Origin of the sequence: Cupriavidus plantarum, from assembly GCF_905397285.1 — a bacterium.
In the GTDB taxonomy this organism is placed as follows: Bacteria; Pseudomonadota; Gammaproteobacteria; order Burkholderiales; family Burkholderiaceae; genus Cupriavidus; species Cupriavidus plantarum.
In genome coordinates this window covers 82,017-108,560 of sequence record NZ_CAJPUX010000002.1, presented here as the reverse complement: position 1 = coordinate 108,560, position 26,544 = coordinate 82,017, and the positions used below count along the sequence as shown (strand labels likewise).

The 26,544-nt window shown below is 63.9% G+C and carries 16 protein-coding genes; 7 read left to right on the top strand and 9 right to left on the bottom strand.

The window, feature by feature from the left end; genetic code table 11:
• Positions 1-256 precede the first annotated feature (256 nt).
• The 6 genes from fliF to KHP16_RS09230 are packed head-to-tail and all read left to right on the top strand — an operon-like array spanning position 257 to position 7,309.
• The gene (gene fliF, locus KHP16_RS09255) at positions 257-1,939 is read left to right on the top strand and encodes a flagellar basal-body MS-ring/collar protein FliF (RefSeq protein ID WP_109583604.1); all 1,683 of its coding nucleotides are present in this window, start codon (positions 257-259) and stop codon (positions 1,937-1,939) included.
• Positions 1,926-2,939, top strand: coding sequence for a flagellar motor switch protein FliG (fliG, locus tag KHP16_RS09250; RefSeq protein WP_109583605.1), 1,014 nt, complete (start codon positions 1,926-1,928; stop codon positions 2,937-2,939). Before fliF ends, fliG begins: the two co-directional genes overlap by 14 nt.
• Complete coding sequence (fliH, locus tag KHP16_RS09245; RefSeq protein ID WP_211960043.1) at positions 2,926-3,822, top strand: flagellar assembly protein FliH; 897 nt, start codon at positions 2,926-2,928, stop codon at positions 3,820-3,822. Before fliG ends, fliH begins: the two co-directional genes overlap by 14 nt.
• Positions 3,815-5,278, top strand: coding sequence for a flagellar protein export ATPase FliI (gene fliI / locus KHP16_RS09240; RefSeq protein WP_109583607.1), 1,464 nt, complete (start codon positions 3,815-3,817; stop codon positions 5,276-5,278). Before fliH ends, fliI begins: the two co-directional genes overlap by 8 nt.
• A complete protein-coding gene (fliJ, locus tag KHP16_RS09235; protein WP_109583608.1) occupies positions 5,271-5,723 on the top strand; it encodes a flagellar export protein FliJ in 453 nt (150 codons plus the stop codon). The genes fliI and fliJ overlap by 8 nt, the downstream gene beginning before the upstream one ends.
• A 20-nt stretch (positions 5,724-5,743) precedes the next feature.
• A complete protein-coding gene (locus KHP16_RS09230) occupies positions 5,744-7,309 on the top strand; it encodes a flagellar hook-length control protein FliK (protein WP_115953407.1) in 1,566 nt (521 codons plus the stop codon).
• A 722-nt stretch (positions 7,310-8,031) separates the two neighbouring features.
• Here the strand turns inward: KHP16_RS09230 and KHP16_RS28675 are convergent.
• From KHP16_RS28675 to KHP16_RS09210, 4 genes are all read right to left on the bottom strand, one after another.
• A complete protein-coding gene (locus KHP16_RS28675; protein WP_109583611.1) occupies positions 8,032-8,163 on the bottom strand; it encodes a DUF4926 domain-containing protein in 132 nt (43 codons plus the stop codon).
• 344 nt (positions 8,164-8,507) lie between these two features.
• Entirely contained in the window at positions 8,508-8,855 is a 348-nt protein-coding gene (locus KHP16_RS09220; protein WP_109583612.1) for a hypothetical protein, read from the bottom strand.
• Between the two features lie 444 nt (positions 8,856-9,299).
• Positions 9,300-9,698 (bottom strand): hypothetical protein, encoded by a 399-nt coding sequence (locus KHP16_RS09215; RefSeq protein ID WP_115953409.1) that lies wholly within the window; start codon positions 9,696-9,698, stop codon positions 9,300-9,302.
• Between the two features lie 284 nt (positions 9,699-9,982).
• Complete coding sequence (locus KHP16_RS09210) at positions 9,983-10,363, bottom strand: hypothetical protein (RefSeq protein ID WP_146208443.1); 381 nt, start codon at positions 10,361-10,363, stop codon at positions 9,983-9,985.
• A gap of 1,405 nt (positions 10,364-11,768) precedes the next feature.
• Between KHP16_RS09210 and KHP16_RS09205 the strand changes: the two genes are divergently transcribed.
• A complete protein-coding gene (locus KHP16_RS09205) occupies positions 11,769-11,909 on the top strand; it encodes a hypothetical protein (protein WP_211960042.1) in 141 nt (46 codons plus the stop codon).
• 268 nt (positions 11,910-12,177) lie between these two features.
• Here KHP16_RS09205 and KHP16_RS09200 read toward each other — a convergent pair whose 3' ends face one another.
• The 5 genes from KHP16_RS09200 to KHP16_RS09180 form a co-directional block, all read right to left on the bottom strand.
• A complete protein-coding gene (locus KHP16_RS09200) occupies positions 12,178-19,701 on the bottom strand; it encodes a beta strand repeat-containing protein (protein ID WP_244835729.1) in 7,524 nt (2,507 codons plus the stop codon).
• A 76-nt stretch (positions 19,702-19,777) separates the two neighbouring features.
• A complete protein-coding gene (locus KHP16_RS09195) occupies positions 19,778-20,584 on the bottom strand; it encodes a peptidyl-prolyl cis-trans isomerase (protein ID WP_211960041.1) in 807 nt (268 codons plus the stop codon).
• Positions 20,585-20,595: 11 nt separating this feature from the next.
• The gene (locus KHP16_RS09190) at positions 20,596-22,368 is read right to left on the bottom strand and encodes a ShlB/FhaC/HecB family hemolysin secretion/activation protein (protein ID WP_244835728.1); all 1,773 of its coding nucleotides are present in this window, start codon (positions 22,366-22,368) and stop codon (positions 20,596-20,598) included.
• Entirely contained in the window at positions 22,353-24,398 is a 2,046-nt protein-coding gene (locus KHP16_RS09185; RefSeq protein WP_244835727.1) for a filamentous hemagglutinin N-terminal domain-containing protein, read from the bottom strand. The genes KHP16_RS09190 and KHP16_RS09185 overlap by 16 nt, the downstream gene beginning before the upstream one ends.
• 588 nt (positions 24,399-24,986) lie before the next feature.
• Positions 24,987-26,528, bottom strand: a complete 1,542-nt coding sequence (locus KHP16_RS09180; protein WP_109583623.1) for a SpoVR family protein — start codon at positions 26,526-26,528, stop codon at positions 24,987-24,989.
• Positions 26,529-26,544 lie beyond the last annotated feature (16 nt).

Below are 26,544 nucleotides of genomic sequence, written 5' to 3'. Positions count from 1 at the left end.
AGGTTGAAATCACACGAAAAACCTCGCCTATTCAGTCGATTGTGGATCGACCGTTTGGCCGATGATCGCTACCGTGCCGAATCTGGCTTGCGGTCGTGTGTGTGCCAACCGCTCGCCTTGGCGACTATCCATAACCTTCGCGGGGAGTGCGCGTGTTTTTTCAGCAGCGTAATGAGAGCCGTGCCGATATGACTAACGGCAAGACCAGCCTGAGTGGCAAGGGCAGGGTTTCCCCGGCCAATCCGGAGACGCGTGCATGAACGCCGCCGCAGCCCTGCCGGGCGGCTCCGCGCTGCTCGACAAGATCAAGACCAATCCGCGCCTGCCGCTGATGCTCGGCGGCGCGGCGCTGGCCGCCGCCATCGCTGTCGGCGTGATGTGGTCCCGCGCCCCCGACTACAAGGTCCTGTACTCGAATCTGTCCGAGCGTGACGGCGGCTCCGTCATCGCCTCCCTCCAGCAGATGAACGTGCCGTACAAGTTCGCCGAAGGCGGCGGTGCGGTCATGGTGCCGGCGGACAAGGTGCACGAGACCCGCCTGCGGCTGGCTTCGCAGGGCCTGCCGAAAAGCGGTACCGCGGGCATGGAGCTGATGGACAACCAGAAGTTCGGCATCAGCCAGTTCGCCGAGCAGGTCAATTACCAGCGCGGCCTCGAAGGCGAGCTGTCGCGCTCGATCGAATCGATCGCCGCCGTGCAGTCAGCGCGCGTGCATCTCGCCATTCCGAAGCCGACGCTGTTCGTGCGCGAACGTCAAAAGCCGACGGCCTCGATCGTGCTCCAGCTGTACCCGGGCCGCGCCATCGACGAGGGCCAGGTCGCCGCCATCAGCCATCTGGTGTCGTCGAGCGTGCCCGAGCTGACGCCGAAGTCGATCTCGATCGTCGATCAGCACGGCAACCTGCTGTCCGGCAACAACGATCGCTCGCTTGACGCCACGCAGCTCAAGTTCGTGCAGCAGATCGAACAGAACTACGTCAAACGCGTCGAAGCGATCCTCGCGCCGATCGTCGGCAAGGACAACGTTCACGCGCAGGTGACCGCCGACGTGGACTTCTCCACCGTCGAACATACCGACGAAAGCTACAAGCCGAATCAGGACCCGACGCGCGCGGCCATCCGCAGCCAGCAGACCAGCGAGTCGAGCCAGGAAGGCGCGGCAGCGGTAGGCGGTGTGCCGGGCGCGCTGTCGAACCAGCCTCCCGCCGCCGCGCAGGCGCCGGTCGCCAACCCGCAGCCGCCCCGCCAGCCTGGTCAGCCCAATCCTCCGCCGGCGGCCAATCAGGCCTCCACGCAGACCGCGACGGCCGAGAAGACCGGCCCGCGCAGCAACCGTCGCGACGCCACCACCAACTACGAACTCGACCGCACGGTGCGCCATGTGCAACAGGCACCGGGCGGCGTCAAGCGCCTGTCGGTCGCCGTGGTCGTGAACTACCGCCAGAAGGCCGATGCCAAGGGCAAGATGGTCGCCGAGCCGTTGCCGGCCACGATGCTGACGCAGATCGAGAACCTGACCAAGGAAGCGATGGGTTACTCGAACGAGCGTGGCGACTCGCTGAACGTGGTCAACAGCCCGTTCACCGACGACCGCGTGATCGAGCCTGAAGTGCCGCTGTGGAAGCAACCGCAAATGATCGATCTCGCCAAGACCGGCGTCGGCTACCTGCTGCTCGCGATCCTCGCGCTGTTCCTGTGGTTCAAGGTCGCGCGTCCGATCGTCCGCAAGCACACCGCCCCGCCGCTGCCGGCACCCGCAGAGGCCGATACCGCCGCGGAAGCCGTGCTCCTGCCGCCGGAAGAAACCACGAATCCGGAGCTGCTGCGCCTGGCGGCCAAGTACGAAAGCGATCTCGCCCTGGTGCGCGACGCCGCGCAACGCGACCCGCGTCTGGTCGCCAGCGTAATCAAGCAATGGATGGCCAATGACGAACGCTAAGACCACCTCCCCTGACAAGGGTCTGCAGAAGAGCGCCATCCTGATGATGGCGATCGGCGAAGATTCCGCAGCCGAGGTATTCAAGCATCTGTCGCCCCGCGAAGTTCAGGGCCTCGGCTCGGCCATGGCCAGCCTGTCGTCCGTGACCCGCGAGGAAATGGCCGAGGTGCTCGCCGAGTTCCGCGGCGAGACCGAGCAATATCTGGCGCTGAACGTCGATTCGAGCTCGTTCATCAAGAGCGTCCTCAACAAGGCACTGGGCGAGGAACGCGCGCTGTCCGTCATCGAGGACATCCTCGAGTCCCGCGACCCGGGCGGCGGCATCGATTCGCTCAACTGGATGGACGCCACGTCGGTGGCCGAGCTGATCAAGGACGAACACCCGCAGATCATCGCGACGATCCTTATCCACCTGGACCGCCAGAAGTCGTCCGAAGTGCTGGGCTTCTTCACCGATCGCCTGCGCAACGACGTGATCCTGCGTATCGCGACGTTCGGCGGCGTACAGCCGGGCGCGCTGCAGGAACTGACCGACGTGCTGACCAAGCTGCTGGCGGGCCAGAGCCTGAAGCGCAGCCGCATGGGCGGTGTCCGCACGGCGGCCGAGATCATCAACCTGATGAGCACGGCCCACGAGGAAGCGGTCATAGACGGCGTGCGTACCCACGACGCGGACCTCGCGCAGAAGATCATCGACGAGATGTTCCTGTTCGAGAACCTGCTGGAAGTGGACGACCGCGGCATCCAGCGCGTGCTCAAGGAAGTGGCAACCGAGTCGCTCATCGTCGCGCTCAAGGGCGCGCCGCAGGAGCTTCGCGACAAGTTCATCCGCAACATGTCCACGCGTGCCGGGGAAATGCTGCGCGAGGACCTCGACGCGCTCGGACCGGTTCGTGTGTCGCAGGTGGAGGCCGAGCAGAAGGCCATCCTGCAGGTGGTGAGACGCCTGGCGGAAGCCGGCGAAATCCAGATCGGCGGAGGCGACGATGCCTATGTCTGAACGCAGCTTTGCCGCGGGCCGGGGTTTCCCCGGCAGCAAGAATCCGGCCTTCCAGTCGGACCGCGATCTCGATCGTCAATTCGATCGCCCCTTCGATCGCCAAGCAGATCGTCAATCGGACCGGCAGCCCGCCCGGCAGCCGGAGCGCTCGCTGGATCGCGGCGGCGATGGTTTCCAGGCATTCGACGCGCCGCGCGGCGGCTCGCGCGGCCGCGGCGACAGCTGGCAGCGCTGGCAGATGGTGTCGCTGGACCCGCGCGATCGCCTCAAGGCGCTCGAGACCCAGTTGCCCGTCGAGCCGCCGCCTCCGCCGCCGATCGACTTCGAAGCCCTCGATGCGATGCGCGAAGGCGCGCGCAAGGAAGGCTATGCACAAGGCTACAGCCAGGGGCAGACGCAGGGCTATGGCGACGGTCACCGCGAAGGCTATGCGCGCGGGCTGGAATCCGCGCGCAGTGAAGCGGCCCGCCTGCAGGAACTGGCCGGCAACTTCCGCGATGCGATTGGACAGGTCGATGCCGAGATCTCCGACGCGCTGATCTCACTCGCCCTCGATGTGGCGCGCCAGCTCGTGCGCAAGACGATGGAAATCGATCCCGCCGCGCTGCTTCCGGCCGCGCGCGAACTGCTGAAGGCCGAGCCCGCGCTGGCCGGCTCGCCCGCCCTGCTGCTGAACCCGGAAGACGTCCCGCTCGTCGAAACGCATCTGCGCGGCGAACTCGAAGCGGCTGGATGGACCGTTCGCCCGGACCCATCCGTCGCGCGCGGTGGCTGCATCGCCAGCGCCGCCAGCGGCGAACTCGATGCGAGCCTCGCCACCCGCTGGAGCCGCGTCGTCAAGGCGCTTGGCCGCAACGATCCGTGGGAGCCGCCCCATGCATGATGCGCAGGCGAACCCGCAGGGCGCCGCGCCCTCGCCCACCGCTGCCTCGCAGCACACGCGACTCTGGCGCGATGCGCTGACGTCGGCATCGTCCGGCCTCACCGATCTCGACAGCAAGCGCACCTGCGGCCGCCTCACGCGCGCGGCGGGTCTCGTGCTCGAGGCCGTGGGCCTGCGCCTGCCCGTGGGCAGCGACTGCCTGATCGAACTGCCGGCGGGCCAGCATGGCCACGGCGGTCCGCGCACGGCGGAAGCGGAAGTCGTCGGCTTTGGTGCCGACCGCCTGTTTCTGATGCCCCAATCGGACGTCGTCGGCCTCGTGCCGGGCGCCCGTGTGTATCCGCTGGAACCCTCGCCGCTGCCGGCCGGTGTGGCCACGCCGCGCGAGCCCGGTTCCAAGCGCCTGCCCGTCGGTGAGGGCCTGCTGGGCCGCGTGCTCGATGCCGCCGGCCGTCCGCTCGACGGACTGGGCCCGATCACCGCCGCGAGCGAAGTGCCACTGGCCGGCGCGCAGATCAATCCGCTGACGCGCGCGCCGATCGAAACCGTGCTGGACACGGGTGTGCGCGCGATCAACTCGATGCTGACCGTCGGCCGTGGCCAGCGCATGGGCCTGTTCGCGGGCTCCGGCGTCGGCAAGAGCGTGCTGCTCGGCATGATGGCGCGCTATACGAACGCCGAGGTGATCGTCGTTGGCCTGATCGGCGAACGCGGTCGCGAAGTGAAGGAATTCATCGAGAACATCCTCGGCGAAGAAGGCCGCAAGCGTTCGGTCGTGGTCGCCGCGCCGGCGGACACCTCGCCGCTGCTGCGCATGCAGGGCGCCGCCTATGCGACGCGCCTCGCCGAATATTTCCGCGATCAGGGCCGCCATGTGCTGCTGATCATGGATTCGCTGACGCGTTACGCGATGGCGCAGCGCGAGATCGCGCTCGCCATCGGCGAACCGCCCGCCACCAAGGGCTATCCGCCTTCCGTGTTCGCCAAGCTGCCGACGCTCGTCGAGCGTACCGGCAATGGTCCCGAAGGCGGCGGCTCGATTACCGCGTTCTACACGGTGCTGACCGAGGGCGACGATCAGCAGGATCCGATCGCCGACTCGGCCCGCGCGATTCTCGACGGCCACATCGTGCTGTCGCGTAGTCTCGCCGAAGCCGGGCACTATCCGGCCATCGACGTGGAAGCATCCATCAGCCGTGCCATGACGGCATTGATCGACGCGCCGCAGTTTGCCTCCGTACGGCGCTTCAAGCAGCTGATGTCGCGCTACCAGCGCAATCGCGACCTGATCAGCGTCGGGGCGTATGTACCCGGCAGCGATCCGGAAGTGGACCTCGCGATTCGCCTGCATTCGCGCATGGAGGCCTTCCTGCAACAGGACATTCCCGAGCGCGCGGATTACGCGAGCTCGGTTGCCCACCTGCATCAGCTATTCGAGAGGATGGAACATGCCTAAGCCCTCACCGCTGAATACGCTGGCCGATCTGGCCCAGGACAGCACCGACAAGGCCGCGCGAGAGCTCGGCAGACTGCAGGGCCTGCGCACCCAGGCGGAGCAGCAGCTCACCGCACTGACGCAGTACCGCCAGGAATATCGCACGCGCATGCAGGCGATTGCGGCGGAAGGCATGACGTCGAGCCGCTGGCAGGATTTTTCGCGTTTTCTCGACTCGCTCGATCAGGCGATTCGCCACCAGACGAGCGCGCTCGCCAAGGCAGAGGCGGACCTGATCGCGGGCCGCGCCAACTGGCAGCACCAGAAGCGCCGTCAGAACTCGTTCGACACGCTTATCACGCGCGCGGAAGCACGCGAGCAGCAGATCGTCGCGCGTCGCGAGCAGCGCGCCAACGATGAATACGCGGCGCGGATCGCGCGCCAGCCGGCCAACGGCCAGAACTGAACACCCATCACCTGCCAACCATGATCGATATCAGCAAGATTCTCGGCTCGGGCGCCGCCAAGGCTACCGGTACCGCCGGCATCGGCGGCAGCACGATCGACGCTGCTTTCCAGGACGCGCTTTCCCGCGCGCGCGAGCAGGCGCCGCGTCAGCAGAAAAACGCGGCGTCGCAGCCCGTCAATGTCGGCGCGGGCAAGTCGTCGAGCAAAGTTGCCGAGAAGGCGAACCAGAAGGCAAGCGAGAAGCCCGCGGACAAACCGGCCGCGCAGGATGCCAGCAAGTCCGCCGGCAAGTCCTCGACCAATGCGCCGGACAAGTCCGAGCAGGCAGCCGAGAGCAAGACCGCCAAGGCAGACGAAGACAAGAAGGACACTGACACCGCGCAGAGCGCTGAGGACGCCGCCAAGGAGGCCGCCGCAGCAGCAGCCGCGCTGGCGCTTGCGATGCTCGGCCAACCCGCGACGCAGCCGAATACCGTGGCCGGCAATGCGGCCGCCGCGACCGATCCCGCGCTGGCTGGCGTGAACGGTCTGCCCGGCGCCAACGGTGGCACGGCGAACGCCGCGCTGCAGGGTGCCGTCACGAACCAGACCACCGCCACGTCCGCCGCCGCAGCGGCTGCCGCGACGACGGCCGCGACGCAAGCCGATGCCGCGCTCGCGCAGACGGACACGACCGCCGCGCAAACGACGCTGCCGGCCGAGGTCAGCCTCACCAAGTCCACCACGCCGAGCCCGGCGGACACGCTCGCGACCATCGCACAACAACGCGCCGCCGCGCAGGCGACGACGAACGCCGCTGCCGACAAGCCGGCACAGGCGTCGGTCACGCCTTCCGCGCTTGCCGGTCAGGATGCCCGTGGCGGCCAGATGGGCGGCCATTCCAGCGGCCAGCAATCGCAGGCCGGACTGGGGCAATCGGCACAGACCGCGCAACCGCAGGCTGTGGCGAGCACCAACGCTGCCGGCGCCACTAACGCGAGCTACGCCGCGGCGCAAACCAGCGCACGCACGGGCGAAGGCGCCGACACCGGCGCCACGAACCCGAGCAGCGCGGCCACGCTGGCGTCCGCCATCGCCGCCCAGAACCAGACGCCCGCCGCGCAAGCCACCGCCGCTGCCGCCGCGCGCGCATCGATTGCCCCCAACCTCGGCGACAGCCAGTGGTCGCAGGCACTGGGTCAGCATATGGTCCGCATGTCGACCCAAGGCAGCCAGACCGCCGAACTCGACCTCAACCCGCCCAACCTCGGCCCGCTGAAGGTGGTGCTGAACGTGGTGAACGACCAGGCCCAGGCCCAGTTCGTGTCTCCGCATCAAGCCGTCCGCGCGGCAGTGGAATCGGCGCTGCCGCACCTGCGCACGTCGCTGGCGGAAAGCGGCATCCAACTCGGCCACACGTCGGTCGGCGCGGAGAGCTTTGCGGGACAGGCGGGCAACGGCCAACAGCAACAACAACGCCAGTCGTTCGCAGGCGGCCAGAGCGGCGGCTTCGGCCAGACGACGAACTTCGGCAACGAACCGGCCGCACCGGTGGCACGCCCGCAGCGCGTGCTGGCACAAGGCGAAGTGGATACGTTCGCTTGATACCTTCTCGCTGATACTGCCCCACCGAGGGCATGAAGAAAGCCCAGCCTATTTTGGCTGGGCTTTTTTGTTGACCCCTTTTAAGCGTTCGTCGATTTCGCGTCCGCACCGGCCCTGCTACTGTCGCGCTCGCGTCAAAACGTTCCCGTCTTGCGCCGTAGAAATCGAAATGAACGCACGAGATATCGAAGAGGCCTTACTGAAGCGCTGCGCGGCGGCCGCCCGAGACGTAGCGCCGATCGCTCGCGACCAACGCGAAGCCAACGTGTTCCGATTGGCGTCAATGATATTGCGCTCCACGTTGCCAACGGAAGCGAAGAGGCTGATGGTGGCTAGCGAGAGGTATTTCCTAGAGTACCCAGACCAATTTGTGGCGAGCAGCGACATCCTCAGGATCGGATGGGTCCAGAGCCTGCCTCGGTTCAGAGCCATGCTGACTATGGTGCTTCGCTTCGAGAGAGAGCGATGAAGGCGAAGCGCAACGACAGCAGTGGCGAGGGCGCTCGCCAACTTCGCGCAGGGCAATCCCTTCTACGTCTCCGGATACTCCAAGGGGATTCGTCGGGATTCATCTCGCTGACGACCGGCGACAGTTCGTTCGCTTCGAACTGCGGGGCAAGCACGTCGAGGACGACGCCGTGCAAACGATATCCGGCTCGCCACGGGAGTGGTAGCGCCTCCCCAAAAACGACGAACCCGGCCGTAACCGGGTCTGTCTACTCCTAGACTTCCAACAGCGTTAGATCCCGATTCTGGATCACAGCTTGTACGCTCGTTGTGCCGTCAGCATTGGAGAACTCGACTTCGTAGTGGCCATCACCATAGTCTTCGATAACGTATCCGATATCTCCCACGCTAAGTCCGTCCTATGCGTCTTCCCGACCAACATATCGCACGCGGCTGTATATGGAGATATTAATTGACGCCCCCTTCTAAAGCCAAGAGAAAGGTGAATTCAACTTCAGTTAGCCGTTCCAACGAGCAGGACGCGCCCACAGGCTGGCAGATGCGCCAGTCTCGCTATGAAACCAGCGTGCAATTGCAATCGAGTGTGATGCTGTCCATGGAAAGGCCAACTCAGCTATGGGCGCCGGCATCAAGGTTCCCCTATTGGCAGCGGAGCCATCCCGCCTGCGCCACGGCGTTTTGCGCGGCCAGCGGGTCCGTGACCATCCCAACCTCTGCCGCGTTGCATCGCTTACTCAGTCCGAATCAACCACCAGCGGCACTTGATCTCCGGCGCTAAGGTCACGATGGCCTCAGCTTGCGCACCATGAATATCAAAGCACGCGCGCACCCCATCTCCTGATGAGTCTCGGTATAGCTCGATCTTCGTCGTTCGTTCGCTCACGAGGTTGATGACTTCATGCCCTGAGCAATACAGAAGCAACTCGAAAGTCTCTTGGACTGCACTGAACGTGAGCAGCAACTCCAAATCCCGCTCCTCGGATCGCACTTTGTAGCGACATAGCGCCAGGGAAGGATCCTCTTCCATTGGTTCGATACCGAAAGCCTGGAGAAACTGGTTTTTATCTGGGAAAACCATTTCACTTCCCCGTTTGGAATGGAATGATTGTACTGAGCCTTCGACTCCCGTCTGCTGCCTGGCCAGACGGATCGATAAACAGCGAGTTTCGAACCTCGAGGTTCACCTCTGGTTGGAGAACGTACGAGAAATTGCCATACGCCGCTGCGCCAACAGCGATGGCGCCAAGGATCCGCGACAGCCATCGATCCGCCGTATCCAGAGATTGGCCGCTCAGCGTCTGCCCCGTCACCGTCTGGTACAGCATCGCCGCCGAACCATAGTACGGCAACAGAGAAGCGTTTCCTTGACGGCTGGCGACAGTTCGTGCGCTTCGACCTGGACGGCGAGCACGTCGTCGACAACGTGCACACGGTATCCGGACCGTCGCAGGAGCTGTAGAGCAACGCCTGCAGAAGCGAAGAGCCCGGCCGTAGCCGGTTTCTTCCGCGCCACTAATAACAACTACCACCACCGTTCGAACTCTTTGAACTGAAGCGCTACATGGGCAAACGTATCGGTATCAATCGGAGAACGGAACGTGGCAGTAGTAATGGCTCCAGAGATATCAGGCTTCTTCATTTCCCACGCTAGCTCCAAGCGTCCACTGACCACGCCGAGCGTCAACGTGAAGTGGTCACCCATATCAACAAGAGAGACCTTCGTTGTATCAGGCGCCGCGGCCAGCCCCTGAACAAACGCATCCCACGTTGCGCAGTCGAACCATGCATTACCCCTATACGCAAGCTTATGTCCGAACTGCTGCACATCAACTGCGATCTGCATCCTCATTGACGGAACATGTTCATCCGTCTCGACAACGTCAAGGCACAATCGCAAAGGCTTTTCAATATTGACAATCATGGCTTGTATTACTTTCCTGTGGGAAGTGCATGGATAAGACTTGGCATTTTCCCGGGCTGTCGCGGCGGGGCAAACTTCAACTCCTATCTAATGACACCCTCTACACTGTCGTTGTTTGGCACGTCCTGCGCAGCGCGCCCAAGAAGGGCGAGCCGTCTGCCTGCATTAACCCTTTCGCGATAGAAGGCGATCAGGCCAACAGTGAAGCCGTTGGTTCTTAATCGCTGAGGGTTTAAAGTGCTGCGCGGCGTGGATTCTGGCATCTTTGGGCAGCAGACGGTAGCTCAAACAACCTCATACACTTCGTCATCTCTGAATAATACAAACTTTGAAATGCAAGAGATTGACGCAAGTTTATTGCACGTTGTCGCCCTATCCAACGTCCCTGATATCTCGACGGTATCCATATATACGGCAGGCCCACCAACCCAAATAGGAACCAATAACTCCAGTCTTCTCTGCAATCCCGGAAAAAAAATCTCGATGTTGTCATTGGCCGATACATGCGACATGGGCGAGGTGAGATAGCACTCAGCACCTTTGAGTACAAAGGTAGCCTTGATTGTTAAAGTGCTGCCATAGAGATTTTCTAGAGATTTGACGTCACCATCAAATTCAATATAGTCACCCAAAGTCTTACCTCCACGTAAAAATCGCTTGGCCATCACCAACCGGTCTCCGTTAGCTTCAACACTTGCTCGGGCGTCAAGTTGCTCATCTTGGCTAGCGTTGCTGCCGCCTCCACCTGGCGTACCTGAGTACCAGTCAGAGGTATCGCCGCGCGAGAAAACGCCCGGCTAACCAAACGTTGCGAGCCGAACTGTACGCAGGCAGATTTCAATCGCATCGACCTCCTTGGGAGGTCGCATTGTTCAGCGCCTCGTTTTGCGCCGCCAGCGCGGCCGACGTCGCATCCGATCCGAGCAATGCGCCAATCGACCCGCCGATGAGCGAGGAAAGGCCGACCGTGAAGCCCTGACGGATCTTGTCCTCTTCGTAATGGACGACGTTCGTGTCCGCATAAACCCAATCGCGAATCAGCGGTGCCGTCAGGGCACTGGCCGCCCACCAATGGCACCATCTGTGCAGTCACCTGACGACCCCGTGCGACACAGCGACCCATTGCGCAAGGAGTCACTGCCTATTTTTGCGGACGAAACTCGATAGATGAATCTGGGCCCAGTTCCCGCTCAAGTCGCCGACAAAGTTCCAGTCCACGTCGATTATGCTCAATCCGGTCACTATCCGCGGGGAAATGTGAATCTGGAGGGTAATCCTCGCAAAAGGTTTCCTGATACTCTTGATTCCAAGCCGCTAGATCGGCAAGAAGTGATTGGCTTAGCGGTAGCGACTCTGGTTCTACATACCCCATGTTGTCAACATCAGCACAAAAGATTGGCGGCGCGCCATAAACAGCGCCTACGCGAACATTTTTCATTTGACGGCCTTCCACGTACTAACAGGGTTCGTTCGTACGATGTACCCGTTTGAACCAACTCCCACTGAGACTGGCCGCGCCGCCATTGGCACCACCAGCACATCTGCACCCGGTAGCTCTTTTGTCGCGCCAGAAACGACGAACCCGGCCGAAGCCGCGTTCATTTTTCCAGGACGACTACTCAAGCAATCCCATTTCCCCGCCCGCTTGCCGCAATTCTTTCGGATGCGCTATCTGCTGTTTGTCGAGCACAAAGGTTAGTAGCTCGTACGCAACCCCATATTCGCCATGGTCCAAGTACTCGGACACATGCGTTTTATCACGTTCAGATAGGGCGGCGCCGGCCTGATCTAGGGCGCCACGGAGTAGGTTCTCGAGCTTCGCGTAATGGTTGGGGTCTGCGGTCACTTTGGGTTCCTCGGAACGTTTGTTGGAAACGCAGTGACGATTCCTTCCCCCTTGCTTAGGGGCTCGAGCACTACGCGAATGTCAATGCCGTCGCGCGTGCCATCCTTCACGATTCTTCCATTAGGCTGGACGGTACTGGGAATAGACCGATCAGTAGCCATGGTCAACGACGACAATGACGAGGCCGTCCCCTCGTACTTCGCGCGGGGCACCCCATCTACGCCTTGCCCCCCGACACCCCCAAGGGGCTCGTCGAGAAGCGTTTCCACGACGGTCGGCGACAGTTCGTGCGATTCGCCCTGGACGGCCAGCACGTCATCGTCGATGACGTGCAGACGGTATCCGACTCCGCATTGGAACCGTAAAGCAACGCGCCGCAGAAACGACGAACCCGGTCGAGGCCGGGTTCCGCAAATCTATCTTGGGTCTTCACTCTTGGCTGCGTGGACAGCCTTTAGCCAATCGTCCCATTGAGTGGGATCGTTTGTACTACCGTCAGCCCAAATCGTCTGCGCCATCCCGCTCAGCATTACTGCGATGTCATCGCTTCGGCAACCATCCCTCTCGTAGTACCGCTCCAAGAAGATAAACATCGCACGATAGGCTTCATTCACTGTCAACATTTCATTCATTTCATTTACCTGGCCTTGTAGGAGACGCTAACCCGGTTTGAGGATTGAATTGCTTCGGCGTCTCGTTGACCCCGCCATAACTCACTTTTCCACCTCGAATCCCAACCCATGTCTGCGTGCCATCTGGGTTCAACTTTGCCGCCCAAGTAGTCCCATATTTGTCAGTACCCAACATAGCCGAAGGATCATTCGCAATAGTCTCAAGAAGTTGTCGATTCGCCGGAGTATCACTAATGTGCCCCTCCGAATCGCGAAAGATATGCTGTGCCCGAGATTCATCGATACCGATTTTGCTTCCGCCGTTCGCACTGGATCCCGTCGCACCACTATTCGGGTCTTTGTTACTGCTGTCACTAGATAGGTTCGCATTGTCCGGGGCCCCCGGCGCGGCGATCGGAGGCGTCATCACGCACGGCCCACCGGGCGTACACGCTGCCACTGGCGGAGTCACCACGGCACCGCCCGTCGCCGGGGGGTTGCCACCGTTCGTCGCGTCCGCCAGAGGATTTGCTTCTGTCGGCGGCGTCTGCCCTGGCAGCATACCGAGGAACTCCTTGCCCCAACGTGCCAAGTCCCCAAGAGGATCTTTATAGGTCTCCTTGGCCCATTTCGCCACCTTGTCGGACGTGGAGTTGTTCAGTGCCTCATTCTGTGCCGCCAGCGCTGCCGCCGTGGCGTTGGTGCCGAGCAACTGCCCGGCAGAACCGCCGATCAGCGTTGCCAGCGCCACCGTCGCCGCGTTGTAACCCGTATTCTCGTACTTGATAGTCTGCGTGCCGTCACCATTGTCCACAACGGTCTGCGTACCGTCGTACAGCCCGTCCCGGATCAACGGCGCCGCAATCGCACTGGCCGCCCCACCAATGGCACCCCCCGCGCAATCCCCCCCATTCAAGCTCTGCGCCGCACACCCGATCAAGGCGTGCGCCGCGGCGTTGGCGATGATGCTGTCCGTCGTCGCGTCCACCGCGCCAATACCCGGCAGTTTCACACCAGCCGCATTCGCCGCAAGTGCCGCTGCGTCCCGAACGAGGCCGCCGGCGAAGGACTGGCCGAAGCTGCCGCCATATACCGCCGTGCTGATACCCGCGCTGATGGCCGAGCGCACGATGCTCGCCTGTGCGTAGTTTCCAAGTTGACCAGCCGCTTGCGTCCAGTTGCCCTTGGCAAGGTTGTCGCCAATGCTGCCAATGCCAGCATTACTTAGGTCCATTGCACCGAGGGCACCCCGCGTCAATCCCGCTGTCAGGCCCGAAATCGCACCTGCCTTAAGCGCCGCGCCAATATTTAGCGAGCCGGTCGTGATCACTTGGGTCACCATGCTCGACAGCGTGCCTGCAATCAGACCGTCGATTGCCACGGCCAACGCCGCCTGCATCACGCTCATTTCTGCCAGCGCAACGCCCATCAGAGCCGCCCCCGCCCCGGCCGTCATGATCGAGATCGCCACCGCGGCCGCCATCGCCACGATCTGCCCAAGGATCCCGAATCCCTTCTTCTCCTTGATGAACTGCGTATGAATGTCGTCGGCGACTGTGCCTTCGGTGTAGTTCAGCCCAAGGCTCTCCTTGAGTTGGGCGACCAGCGCCGCGCTGGCGTCATCGTCGACCGAGCCGTCGGCGCGGGTCACACGGAACGCATCGTTGATTGCTCGGATGCTGTCGGCCTCGATGTCCATGTGCATCGCCGACAGGAAGCCGCCGGGCTGCACTACAGTGCCCGTGACGACGTTCCAGCCGCCCTGCGCCTTGTACGCATTGGTGCCGATGGACACCACGTTCGGGCTCAGGTCGATGCTCTGGGCCTTCACGGTCAGCGTGTCGCTTGCGACGATCTGGCCGGTGTTACGAAGCTGCCCGTCTACGGCGATCTTGATGTTGTCGCCGCTGATCGTGCCGCCTGTCGGCACCGACAGCGCCTGCGCGTAGCCTTCCGGCAGGTAGACCTGCGGAACCAGCGCGTTGACGCTTGGGCAAACGCTGGTTGCGGCGGTGCATCGCGGATCGGGTACCGCTTGTTCGACGTACCACAGCATCGGCGCATCGAGCGCCTTGACTTGATCGTCGGTCAGCGCCTGACCGAGCGTGATGTGGTTCGTCTTGGCGTACTCGGCCGCGTTGTTGTACAGCGCCAGTTTCTGCTGGTCGTTGACCGACAGATTGTTCTGGCTGTCCCATGCCAATCCGTTGATGAACGTCTGCTGGCCTGTCTGCGCCAGCGCCGCTTGCTGCAGCTGCTGCGATTCGGTGTACGGGTCGTAATAGAAGGACACATTGCCCGGACGAAGCTCGGGCGGAAGCTGCGCGAGCAGGCTGTCCGGCGTCACGCCCGCGAGGACCGCCGTTGCAGCGTTCGGACTCACGTACTGCGCGCCGCCGCCCGGCGTGGTGATAGGCGTACCGGTCGGCTGGGCATTGAAGTGCCAGTCGACGGTCGGCACGGTGCCCGTGACCGGAGCGCTGGGGGCCGCGACGATGACCGGTGTGAACTGCCATGGTTGCGTCGGATCGGCAGTCGCCGTCGTGGCGGGTAGCGATCCCGCGGGCACGGGTGCCGGTCCGAGCGAGATCACCTGCCGTGGCGTCGCCCCCGACGGCGTGGGCTGGTTCGGGCTGGTGATGCCGTTCACGAGAGAAGCGCCCGTCAGGTCGACGTTGGCGCCAAGCAGATTCCCCGTGTTCACGATCTGGCCGCCGGCATTGACCGACAACGCATTGCCAGCCTGAATGCCCGAGGCAATATTGCCGATCGTCGCGCGGCCGCCCGTATCGTGCCAGCGGTCACCGCCGCTGCGCTTCTCCTGCCAGCGGCCGACCCAGTCGGCGTTCAGCGCGATGGCCGTGTTGTCTACTCCACCGCTTGCCTGCACGCTGACGTTGCGGCCGCCGCTGATCAGCGCGCCGTTGTTCGCAACGGACCCGCTCTGAATCGTGACATCGCGCGCGCCCGAGATGACCGCGGCGGGTCCTACAGCCGCGTCTTCCGTGGCCGCGCATTGGCTGTTGCCGTAGCTACCGCCGGGATTGCACCCGCCCGCGTAGGACGGATTCTGGCCACCATAGCTCTTGTGAAGCTGCACCGGGTCCAGCGACTTGTTGACCAGAGAGGCTGCGGTGATGGACACATCGCCGGACAACGATTGGATCGCTCCCGCCTGATTGGTGACCGTACCCCCTGTCGTGATGTCCACCGTACCCTGCGCCGCGAGCGTCGCGCTCAGGTTCTGTACGTTTCCGGCATGGATCGTCAGCGTGTTGCCGGCGGCGATCGTGCTCGGCGTCTGCTTCCACGCCACAGACTGGACCGTCGGTGCGCTGTCGTCCGGGCAATCGCCACCGGGCACGCATCCCTGAGCGGTCGTCACGTTGACTTCGTGCACGCCCTTGTTGGTGAACGTACCAGGCGTCGTGATCTTGATGTTGCCCGCCGCGGCGATATCGCCCGCGTTGGTCAGGTCACCCGTGCCGCTGAGCGACAGATTGCCGCCCGCCGTGATCTGCCCCGCCTTGCCAAGCTGGTGACTCACCGTGGTCTGCGTCGGTGCCACGACCGCGGCCCCGTTGACGTCGGCACCGACGTTCATCTGCGCAGCGGTCTGCGGCGGCGCGCCGCAACTATCGCCCTCACATGTTGGGGGGATGGTCCCGTACATGAGCTGGCTGTAATTCGTCTTGACCCCTGTGTACGGATCGACTTCCCCCAACGCCTTGAGCCGCGCGACAAGCGCATCGAGCTCTGCCTGATTGACGGTATCCGTGACGACGTTGGACAGCGTCGCGGAGCGACTGTTGTCGAGCGTGCCGACCGTCAGTGTGGCATGACGCGCGGCGGAGATAATGCCGCCCCGATTCGATAGCGTCGCGGCCGCGATGTCGAGATTGCCGCCCGTGACGATCTGGCCGGCCACGCCGTCCGTCTGCTGGACGACGGTACGGTCCACCGTGGGCAACGCGATAGGCTGGCCGCTATCGTTGCGCGGCGCAGTACTGGTCGCATCGATCAGATGCCATGCCGGGACATAGGTGTAGCCTTGCTCGCCGCCCGGAGAGTACGGGTAGTAGCCGACTTCGGGCGTAATGGCCGTACCGTCGGCCGTGTGGCGAACGCCGCCGAGCGTGACATTGACCGGCGTGCCCGGCTTCGGCTGCCCGGAACACGTTTCGCAGCCGCTTTGCGAATAATCCCATGGCGCGACACTGCCAATGATCGTCGAGCCGAGCAACGCATCGTTGGTGACCTTGCCGGAGGTGGTGCCTCCATCGACGGGCCCTGTGCGATCGTTGACGATGGCCCCCGCGGCGATATGCATGTCGCCATTGGAGCCGATCACCCCCGCGACGTTGCCCACCGTACCGCCGATGTCGATCTTCAGCGTGCCATTCGCCTGCGTGCGCGCGCCGGTGTTGTCATAGTTGCCGCCGGTAATGGCGAGGTTTCCCAATGCCTCGACAACCCCACGGTTAGTGACGTTGCCATCGAGCGCGAGATCGCCATTGGCGTGCACCGTCCCGGTGTTCGAGAGATTGCCGGCCGATAGCGAAACGCCCGCCCCGCCGACGACCTGACCGGTATTGATCAGCGTGCCGCCCGTGGCAAGCGACAGGTCGCCGGACTTCTGGATCGTTCCGGTATTGGTGATGCCCTGGCTCGCCGTGAGTACTGCCTTGCCGCCAGACACGGACCATGTGCCCGAGTTATGGATGGCTAGCGCATCCAGCGTCAGGGTGCCGTTGGCATCGAGGCTGCCGGTCGTGGCGGCGGACGGATCGAACACTTGATTCGGCGCATGAATCGCGAGGTCATTGCCCGCGAGAATCTGACCTCCGGCGTTGTTGAAGCTGCCATTGGCACCCGATACCGTCAGACCGAGATTGCCAGTGAGCGGCGTTCTGCCGCTGAGATCGCCGGCGAACAGCGTGCCGCCCTGGTTTGCAGCGAGGGAGCCAACGGTGAGCGTCAGCGCCTGTGCGCCCGACAGCAGGCCACCCGCGTTGTCCAGCGCATTGCTGACATTGCCATTCACGATCTGTCCGCCAATGACACCGCGATTGGTGACATTGGCAACGTCGAACGCGACCCTGTTGCCGGCGAGCGTGCCGGCATTGGTCACGTTCCCGCCGTTGACCGACAGTTGCTGAACCGCGACGGTGCCGCCCTGATTGCTGATGCCGGCCGCGGCAAGGCTGACGTTATTGGCGGTCGTATCGCCGGTCAGCGTCAGGCCGCGCGTGGCCGATGCATCCAGCGTACCGCTCACCGCGTTCTGCTTTCCGGCAGGGGCGCCGATGGCAACATCGCCGCCACGCAATGTCGCGTTGCCTCCCACCCACGTCAGGTCCGCGACATCGAGCGTGTTGCCCGCTTTGGCATCGAGGTTACCGCCAACCATCGTGGTGCCGGTAAGCCTCGTGTCCTGCCCCGCCGATACGCTCGCATTGCCGATGGTGGTCAGCGCACCGCTGACGGTCGCCGATCCGCCCGTGGCCGTCACGCTCGAGTTCCCGCCGCTCGACAGACTGCCCGACACCGAAGCGTTGCCGCCCGCTGAAAGCGTCGTGTCGCGGTCCGATGTCACGGCGCCGTTGACCGCCACATTGCCACGCGTCGCGACGATCGAGGTATCGGCGGCACTCTGCACCTTCCCGCCCACGGTCACATCCTGCGCGGCGGACAGCGATACGCCCGCGTTGCTGCCTATTTGCCCCGTCGTCGAAATACTGCCACCGCGTGCGGTAACGTCGAGGCGGCCAGTCGATACGAGCTGTCCTCCGAGCATCGCGTCCTGCCCTGCCGATACCGTCAGCTTGCCTGGCGACACTACGTTGCCCGATGTCGTCACGCTGCCATCCACGCCGGTCAGCGAGACATTGCCAGCGGTGCTGCCTGCCGCGCCCCGAATGGTCAGGTTGCGTTGCGATGCGAGCGCAAGATCGCCGGCGGACACCGCGCTGCCGTCGATGACGGTATCGCGCGCGGCCTGCAGCTGGATCGTCCCCGGCGACATGACATCGCCGCCCAGATGAATATCGCCCTGGCCATCGCGGCCAGCGGCTCTGACGGCGATCGACGCACCACTAAGCGCGCCACCGACATCGACGTTGGTGGCGGCGTCCATCCTGACGGCGTCCTGTGCCTTGACGCCTCCCGTGCCCGTGATTGCGCTCCCCGACGTCACGGAAACCGCACGCCCTGACTCAAGCGAGCCACCGAGCCTGACATCACCGGATGTCGAGATGGTGTAACCCGCTTCCGCGACGCCGTTCCCCGCTGCCTCCAGCGCGCCCGCCGCATTGAGCGCCACACTCTGCTTGCCGTAGGTGCTCCCGACATGGACGTTGCCGGCGGCATCGATCGTCAGGTTCCCTGCGGACGCCGCGAGATTGCCGTCGGCACGCACGCCGACGCCGGCCGCCGTGCTGACGATCCGGATCTGTCCCGCGTTCATCGCACCGAATGCTGTCGCGTCGATCGCCAGGCTACCGGCCGTCGTGTTGCTCGCGCCCGCAGGTGTCGTCGTGAAGGCGTCGCCATCCGGCTTGACGAGCTGGCGGCCCGCGACGAGGTTGATCTGCCGGCCGGCATGGATCGCCGCGTCCACGCCGATCGTTTCGGCGATGAGGTTGATGTTGCCGACCGTGCCTTCGATGCCCGTGCTCGCCGCGCCAGGTGTCGGATTGCCGATCTGTACGCGCCCGCCCTCGACCAGGTAACCAGCAGCCGCTGCCGCATCGAAACTCGTCGGGGCGCCGGTGGACGACAGCCACTGAGGGGCGCCCGTGGTCAGCGTGACCTGCGACGTATTGGTAAAGCCCGCTCCGTTCGTATAGACCCCGCCCGGCGCGGCGATGACGACGCCGGCCGTTGCGCCGAACACCTCGACCGTACCGTTGACCTGCGCGGGCGCGCTGGTCGTCACCTGGTTTACGATCAGCCGCGCGGGCCCGGTGGCGGCAAGATTCGCATTGGCGCTCACCTGACCGCCGAGGAACGTCCCACCGCCCGTCGTGCTGTTGTTGAGGATCAGACCGATCGGATCGACGACGAACGAGCGATACTGGTTCAGCGAGATACCCTGCGCGTTGGGCGTGGTGATGCCGACGACGGGCACGCCTCCCGCAGGGGCGGCCGGTCCCGTCGTGACCGAAATGTTGGGCGTAAAGCGGATCGGTGCGTTGGGATCGGTGATCGGCGCGGCAACGGCCTCCGCTGGGCCGAAACGCAGCACCACCGGCAACTGCGCGAACGCCCAGTCGCGTATCCGCTGCCGTACCGCGCCACCTTGCACGGCAAAGGCATCGATCGGCAGTGCTCCGGCACCGATGGCCCCCGCCGCCTGCTGCGACTGCTGCATCGTGATCGACAGCGGGCCCATCCATATCGTGATGGCGACAAACGCCGACAGCGCCCTGGCGAGCACGCTGCGCCGTCCGCGATCGGCAAGTGAAACGTCCGGAGCGTCAATGTCCGAAGCAGTCGAGGGCACTGGTGCGGGCAGCGTGGCCTGATGGTCGCGTTGCGAAGTCATTGCGGGCAGTCGGTTCTTACAGGGCGAAGGGAATGGGCAGCGGTCACGCGCGCCCGGACGTTGGGAACTGCCGCGACTACTGGGTAATCTTTGCCTTGCTCAGCAGCCCGGTGACGAGCGAGAGCGTCGCGCGCTCCAGTGCCTGCGCCTGCAAGGCCTGGCGGATGCCCGGTGCGGCGGTCTCGAACGACGGGATCTGCGTGGGGCGCACGGCATCCACCTTGATCACGTAGCGGCGATCGCCAAGTGCGACAGGCGCGGGGGTGACGGCACCTTCGGGCAGCGATGCAATCGCCTGCGCAATGGCCAGCGGGAGGTTTTGCGTCTTGCCTTCCTGCACTGGCACCTTGAAGCTGATCCAATCCATCGCACCGCCAGCGGCCTTTGATGGCGCGAGACTCAGTTGTTGCGCAACGTTCCCGAAGTCCTCGCCGGCCTTGATGCGAGAGAGCGCCGCGCTGGCCGCTGCGTCGTTGGCCAGTTCGATCACGCGCGCCTTGAACTCCTTGTCGCCCAGTGACGCCACGATGCCGTCGTAGCGCGCCCGCACTTCAACATCGGTGACGGGCGCAGGCTTGATATGGTCTTTGAGCCATGCTTGCGTCAGGATCTGATTCCGCGCGTCGGCGATCAGCGCCTGAACGTCCGGGCGGCGCTCCAGCGCCTTGTCCTTTGCCGCCTCCTGCCGGAACAACTCCCTGGCGATCAGCTGTTGCTTCACCGCTTCACGTGCCTGCGGGGTGTCGGGCAGCTGCGCCGCGCGCAAACCGTCCGCAATCGTGGCATCGGGAATCGCTACGCCATTGACGGTGGCGGCATGCGCCAGTTGCAGCCCAATGACGGCGGCGACGGCCACTGCCATGCGAGTGAAGTTGGCAATCATCGAATGCACTCCTAGTAAATCCAGTTCAGGGTGGCCAGCACAACGCCGTGCCTGGGTCCAAGGGCGGCGGGCTGCGCAAGCGGCGCGCCCACGAGTATTTCGCTGGTGAAGATCTGTCCGGCCCATTGCGCCGAAAGGCGAACGCCGGCACCGGTGCCGACGACCGCCTGCCATTGCCGCGTCGCGACGTATTGGGTCTCGCCCCCGTCGAGAAACAGGTACGGCTCGACGCGTACGCCCGCGATGAGGGGCGCGTTGGCCCAGGCGATTTCATTGCGCAGATAGGCGCCACGGTCGCCTGCAATCACACCTTCCCGAAAGCCGCGCACCGTGCTCATGCCACCGGCGTAGATCTGCTCGGAGCCAAACAGCGCGACATCGGTCCACTGCCCCACGAGTTGCGCGCGCCATGCCAGCTGCACGCGATCGGCCAGGGCCAGCGGCAGCTGCATCGTGGTGCTGGCGTCGAGCTTGTTGAATTGCGCGTGCGCTTCGTCGCGATGGATGTCGCGGGGGTCCTGCGTCGCGTGAAATGCCGGCAGTCCGCGCGAATATCCGGCTTCCGCCGTGACATATCCCTGCTGCCCGCTCGCCGAGAAGCGCCACAGTCCGCTCCACGCCGCGCGCAGCACGGCCAATCGCTGGGGATCGAGCTGAAGGTCGTTGATCTCGCGCCCACTCTTGCGCCATGTCAGCGTGAGGTCCAGCGCCTGCCGTCCCGTCTGATTGCGCGCGATGACGCGGTTCCAGCCAAACGTATGGCCGACGCTGCGGCCATAGAGCAGCGCGGTGTCGCCGATGGTGTTCTGATACTCGGATACCGATGCCGTATAGCTGAACGTGTCGTATCCGAAAGGAACCGCGACCGACGCGACGGCGGCGTTGGTGTCGACCGTCCCGACATAGCTGACGCCGAACGATTCCTGCAGCCCGAGCGCGTTGTCTGCATCGATCCCCAGCCGCGTGCGGGAGATACCCGTCACCCGGCTGCCATAGTTGTCGACGCCGGCATTGAAGCGAAAGCGGTCACCCGGGTCGTTCGTCAGGGCCACGATCGAACCCCCGGGCGTCTGGCCGGGAAGGATCTGCATCTCGGCACGATTGCGGCGCAGCCGATTGATCTGGTCAACGCCCTGCTCGAGGTCGGCCAGCCGCAGCGTGTCGCCAGGTGGGGGAAACTGCCATACGGTGCCCGCGTCGGTCAGCCACCCGCCTGCCGATGAATCGAACCACCATTGCGACCCCGGACGAAGGGTTCGCCCGTTCAGCTGGAACGACTCGACGCGTCCCGGCACCACGGTGACGCGCAACACGCCGCTGGCAAGGTTCTGCGGGCCGAGGTACGCGCGCGTGGTGATATACCCTTGCGCCACGAACGCTTCCGTGAAGCGGCGCAGCAGCAGGTTGATCCGGTTCGCACCCAGCCGATGGCCAACGAACGACTGGGTGATGGCGGAAAGTTGGGCATCTGAAAGGACGGTGTTGCCCTCCACCTCGATGCGATGGATCTCGAATGTGGTCGCGGTCTCCTCGACATCTTCCACACGGGTGTCGGGGGCCACGGCAACGCGGTTGTCGATCTGCGCCGGCGGCTGGGTAGCCTCCCTCTGCAATTCGCGTTGCCGCTGCTCGCGCAGCAGCCGCTGGGCGGGGTCCTCCGGGGGCAGAGGCCCGGTTGCCGGAACCTGCGCGATCGCCGGTGCGGCGATGACCGTCAGCCACCACGCCACGGCGACCCCGAGACGTGAGAGATGTAGCCCCCACGCGCTCATCGCCACAGCCATGACGTCATGCCAAGGTGGCTTTCCACCGAGACCGGCTCGATCTGACGCGGACGTACGACGAGCGTGTTACCGGCGATGCTGACATCGCCATCAAAGCTGCCGCCGGTCACGACGGCGTCGCCGCCGATGCGGGTGCGTCCGGTCGCCATCCAGCTGCCGCCGATATCCATGGCGTAGAGCCGGGCCCACGTATCGCCAAAGAACGCCTTGAAACCGCGGTCGCGCGCAATGGCGGTATAGCCCGCCACGCCCGTGGCATAGGCGACGGGTGCGTTGACGTTCAGGTCGCCCACCGCCAGCACCCGGCCGCCCACGTTGATGGCAGCCCTGCCGGCGTTGATGTCGATATTGCCGGCCGCGGAGAGGAGGCCGCCCACCACGGACGTATCCGAGGACGACGACGTGCGGCACACGATCATGCACGTACGTGTGAAGTGCGCGGATCCCGTGGTCACACCTTCTGTCCGGAACGTGTCGGCGGCGCGGATCGTGATCGCACCGTCGTTGGCATAGATCTCGCCGCCGATATTGAGGACGTTGCGGCCGCTCAATGTCGTACCGGTTTCGGAAAGGAGATAGGCGCTCTGCCCCGGGCGATCGACGGTGCCGTAATCGACATCGAACGTACTGCGACGCTTCGACAACACCAGCCAGCGCCGCGCCGATGTGGCGGCAACGACTGGATCGCCGCCGGTACCCGCCTGCTTGCCGATCTCGTTGATCAGGTCGCCCGTGGCGGCAATGTCCAGCGCGGCGTTCGACAGAATGCGCGCATGGCGATTGACGACATCGCCTCCCGCACGCACGACAACGTCGTCGCCGGCGCCGAACAGGATGCCTAGATACTGTGGCGTGGATTCGTTGAGAAGCGACGCGCCCGCGCGCACGGTTACGGCGCCAGCCGATGCCTCTGCATCCGCGATCCGACGCTGTCCCTGTATCAGGCCTCCCAGATTCTTCAGGTCGCCGTCCACCTCGATCAGCACGGCACCTCCGTTTGCCACGAGGGTCGATTGGCGGGTGATGGAGGTCAGGCTCGCCGAGGCGGCATGCAGTTCTACGTCGGCGGCGGCCAGCACATCCGCATCCTGTTGCGTCCATGCACCATCTGCCCGCAAACGAATACTTCCGCCAGACGCCGTGATGGCGGCATCGTGCAACGCGATGTTGTTGGCGACCAGCACCACATCACGCGCCGCCTGGATCTTGCCCGAGGCCAGTTCGAGGTTGCCGTTGCCCTGGATGACGAAATCGCCCGCTGTGGCGAACGCCGCGCCGGCGTGCCTGACGCCCGCGCCCTGATCGGTCACGATCAGCTCGACGCGTCCACCGATCAGGCTGCCTGCCGCGGTGATATCGAGTGCCATGGCGGGCGTTGCGGCGCCGTTGCCAGCGCTGTATGCGATCCACGGCGTCAGGTTGTCGTTGGGCGATACGCTGGTGTCGATTTCCGCGTGGCTGTCGCCCAATACCGCACGGATGCGGGAGTTCGGGGAGTCGAAGGTGTTCTCCACCTTGCCCGCCACGCGCAGTCGCTTTGCGACCAGTTCGAGGTTCAGCAGCGTGCCGGAGAGCCCGCCCGCGCCGATGTCGATCGCCCCCTGATTCGTGCTCAGTACGAGATTGCGTTGCAGTTGGCCGTTCGCCGTGAAGTCGTTGAACGACACCTGCCCCGTGGTCAGCGCGAGATTGCCGACATTGCGCACCACCATGCCGTCCACGCTGATGCCGTTCGGGTTGGCGATCACCACGTTGGCGCGCGGCCCGAGCACGCTGAGCGGCCCTTCCAGCAAAGAAGGGTTCGTACCGGTGACCTGATTCAGGATCGTTCGGGCGCGCGCGGTGCTGTTGTCGAGATCAACACCCGCGCGCGGGACATTGAATTCCCGATAATTGTTAGTGGACACGCCACCCACCGCCGCCGCGACGTTGACCGTGATATGCCCACCGGCAGCCGTGGTGACCGTCGTCGCCGTACTGCCATCCGCAACGACACCCGCCGCGAAGCCATGCGCGGCGATGACGCCCAACAGACATCCAACCGCCGCGCCGCGCGCGCGACGACCGACCGCTGGCGCGTGCGGCCGGACACGAACAACCGGAACTCGATACAACGACCCACCCCTCTTCTTCTTTCAACGACGCGGGCCACTATTCGTTTGCTTGTCAGCTTGCGGCGCACGCGTGCCAATTGGCGTAACAACTGCGGCGCAACGATAACAAACGAGAAATTCGTCGAAAAGTGCCGAAGGCTTCGTGTTTGGCATTTGTCAAAATGCCGCGACTTTCGCTACACGACGATTGAAGAGTTTTGGGGATTCATATCGGCCCGATAGGCCGACGGTCGCGCAGGTGTTGGCGCGGAGACGCTCGACAGCGCGGAGGATTAGCGATGGCGCGGCATTCCGGGCGATTCGGAAAAATCGTCTGGCTCAAGACAAGCCATCGCGTGCCGTTATTCTTCGAAGCGGCGTATTTCGCGAAAATCGCTCAAAACCGGTGTCACGCCGGATGCTTCTTATCGATACGGCCGCCGCCTACTGAAGTGGGATTGTCACGATATTGCATCGCGACCGGCACCGCCACAGGAGGCAGCGCCGGCCGCGTCATACGAGTCATCAGGCCGCCTTCCTATGCTGCCCATGCCGCCGTTCCGGCTTGCACTCGTATTTCATTTCCTTGCGGCCATCCTCGTAGCCGACCTCGAGTCGGACGGTGAAGCCCCACAGGCGGGTGACGTGGCGAATGACTTCGTCGAAGTTGGTGGCCAGCGGGCGGCGGTCGTTTTGCATGTGGCGCAGGGTCAGCGAGCGGTCGCCGCCGATGTCCACGCCCGTCACCTGAATGTTGGGCTCCATGTTCGACAGGTCATACTGGTTCGCCAGCAACTGGCGAATCGCGCGGTAGCCTTCGTCGTCGTGGATGGCCGTGACGCGGAGTTTGCCTTCGCGGTCGTCGTCCAGGACGGAGAACAGCTTCAGTTCGCGGATCACGCGCGGCGACAGGAACTGGAGGATGAAGCTCTCGTCCTTGAAATTGCGCATCGCGAAGTCCAGCGTCTCCCGCCAGTTGCTGCCCGCGATCTCGGGTGCCCAGCGGCGGTCTTCGTCGTCCGGGTTCTCGCACATGCGGCGCAGGTCCTGGAAGATCAGGAAGCCAAGCGTGTACGGGTTCAGCCCGCTGTAATAAGGGCTGTGATACGGCGGCTGATAGATGACGTTGGTATGCGCCTGCAGCAGCTCGAGCATGAACGCGTCGTTGACCAGCTTCTCTTCGTACAGCTGATGCAGGATCGTGTAGTGCCAGAACGTGGCCCAGCCCTCGTTCATGACCTTGGTCTGCCGCTGCGGATAGAAGTACTGCGCGATCTTGCGCACGATGCGCACGATCTCCCGCTGCCACGGCTGCAGCTTCGGCGCGTTCTTCTCGATGAAGTACAGCAGGTTCTCCTGCGGCTCCGGCGGAAACGCGACCTCCGGTTCGAAGCTATCTTCCTCCTCGAGCCGCAGATGCGGATGCCGATGCTTCGGCAGCGTGCGCCACAGGTCGTTCACCTGCATCTGGAGGTAGTTCTCGCGCTCGGCCTGCCGCGCGGCTTCCTCGGTAATCGACAGCTTCTTCGGTCGCTTGTACCGATCCACACCGTAGTTCTGCAGCGCATGGCACGAGTCGAGCAACAACTCGACTTCCTGCTCGCCATAGCGTTGCTCGCACTCCGCCACATAGTTCTTCGCGAACAGCAGGTAATCGATGATCGCGTCCGCGTTGGTCCACGTGCGGAACAGGTAGTTGCCCTTGAAGAACGAGTTGTGCCCATAGCAGGCGTGCGCGATCGTCAGCGCCTGCATCGGCATCGTGTTCTCTTCCATGAGATACGCGATGCAAGGGTTCGAGTTGATCACGATCTCGTAAGCCAGCCCCATGTACCCGCGCTGGTAGCTGCGCTCCGACGCGAGGAAGTGCTTGCCATACGACCAGTGGTTGTAGCCGACGGGCAGCCCCGACGACGCATACGCATCGAGCATCTGCTCGGCCGTGATGATCTCGATCTGGTTTGGATACGTGTCCAGACCGAACTCGCCCGCAATGCGGGCAATCTCGCGGTCGTAGCGTTGCACCAGTTCAAAGGTCCATTCGGAACCCGTGGAGAGGTAGGCCATATGCTTCCCCAATGAC

Bases quoted from the DNA above. Each gene is read 5' to 3' on its own strand.
- fliF (WP_109583604.1), top strand. From the start codon at position 257: ATGAACGCCGCCGCAGCCCTGCCGGGCGGCTCCGCGCTGCTCGACAAG.
- fliG (WP_109583605.1), top strand. From the start codon at position 1,926: ATGACGAACGCTAAGACCACCTCCCCTGACAAGGGTCTGCAGAAGAGC.
- fliH (WP_211960043.1), top strand. From the start codon at position 2,926: ATGCCTATGTCTGAACGCAGCTTTGCCGCGGGCCGGGGTTTCCCCGGC.
- fliI (WP_109583607.1), top strand. From the start codon at position 3,815: ATGCATGATGCGCAGGCGAACCCGCAGGGCGCCGCGCCCTCGCCCACC.
- fliJ (WP_109583608.1), top strand. From the start codon at position 5,271: ATGCCTAAGCCCTCACCGCTGAATACGCTGGCCGATCTGGCCCAGGAC.
- KHP16_RS09230 (WP_115953407.1), top strand. From the start codon at position 5,744: ATGATCGATATCAGCAAGATTCTCGGCTCGGGCGCCGCCAAGGCTACC.
- KHP16_RS09220 (WP_109583612.1), bottom strand. From the start codon at position 8,855: ATGGTTTTCCCAGATAAAAACCAGTTTCTCCAGGCTTTCGGTATCGAA.
- KHP16_RS09215 (WP_115953409.1), bottom strand. From the start codon at position 9,698: ATGATTGTCAATATTGAAAAGCCTTTGCGATTGTGCCTTGACGTTGTC.
- KHP16_RS09210 (WP_146208443.1), bottom strand. From the start codon at position 10,363: ATGGCCAAGCGATTTTTACGTGGAGGTAAGACTTTGGGTGACTATATT.
- KHP16_RS09200 (WP_244835729.1), bottom strand. From the start codon at position 19,701: ATGACTTCGCAACGCGACCATCAGGCCACGCTGCCCGCACCAGTGCCC.
- KHP16_RS09195 (WP_211960041.1), bottom strand. From the start codon at position 20,584: ATGATTGCCAACTTCACTCGCATGGCAGTGGCCGTCGCCGCCGTCATT.
- KHP16_RS09190 (WP_244835728.1), bottom strand. From the start codon at position 22,368: ATGGCTGTGGCGATGAGCGCGTGGGGGCTACATCTCTCACGTCTCGGG.
- KHP16_RS09180 (WP_109583623.1), bottom strand. From the start codon at position 26,528: ATGGCCTACCTCTCCACGGGTTCCGAATGGACCTTTGAACTGGTGCAA.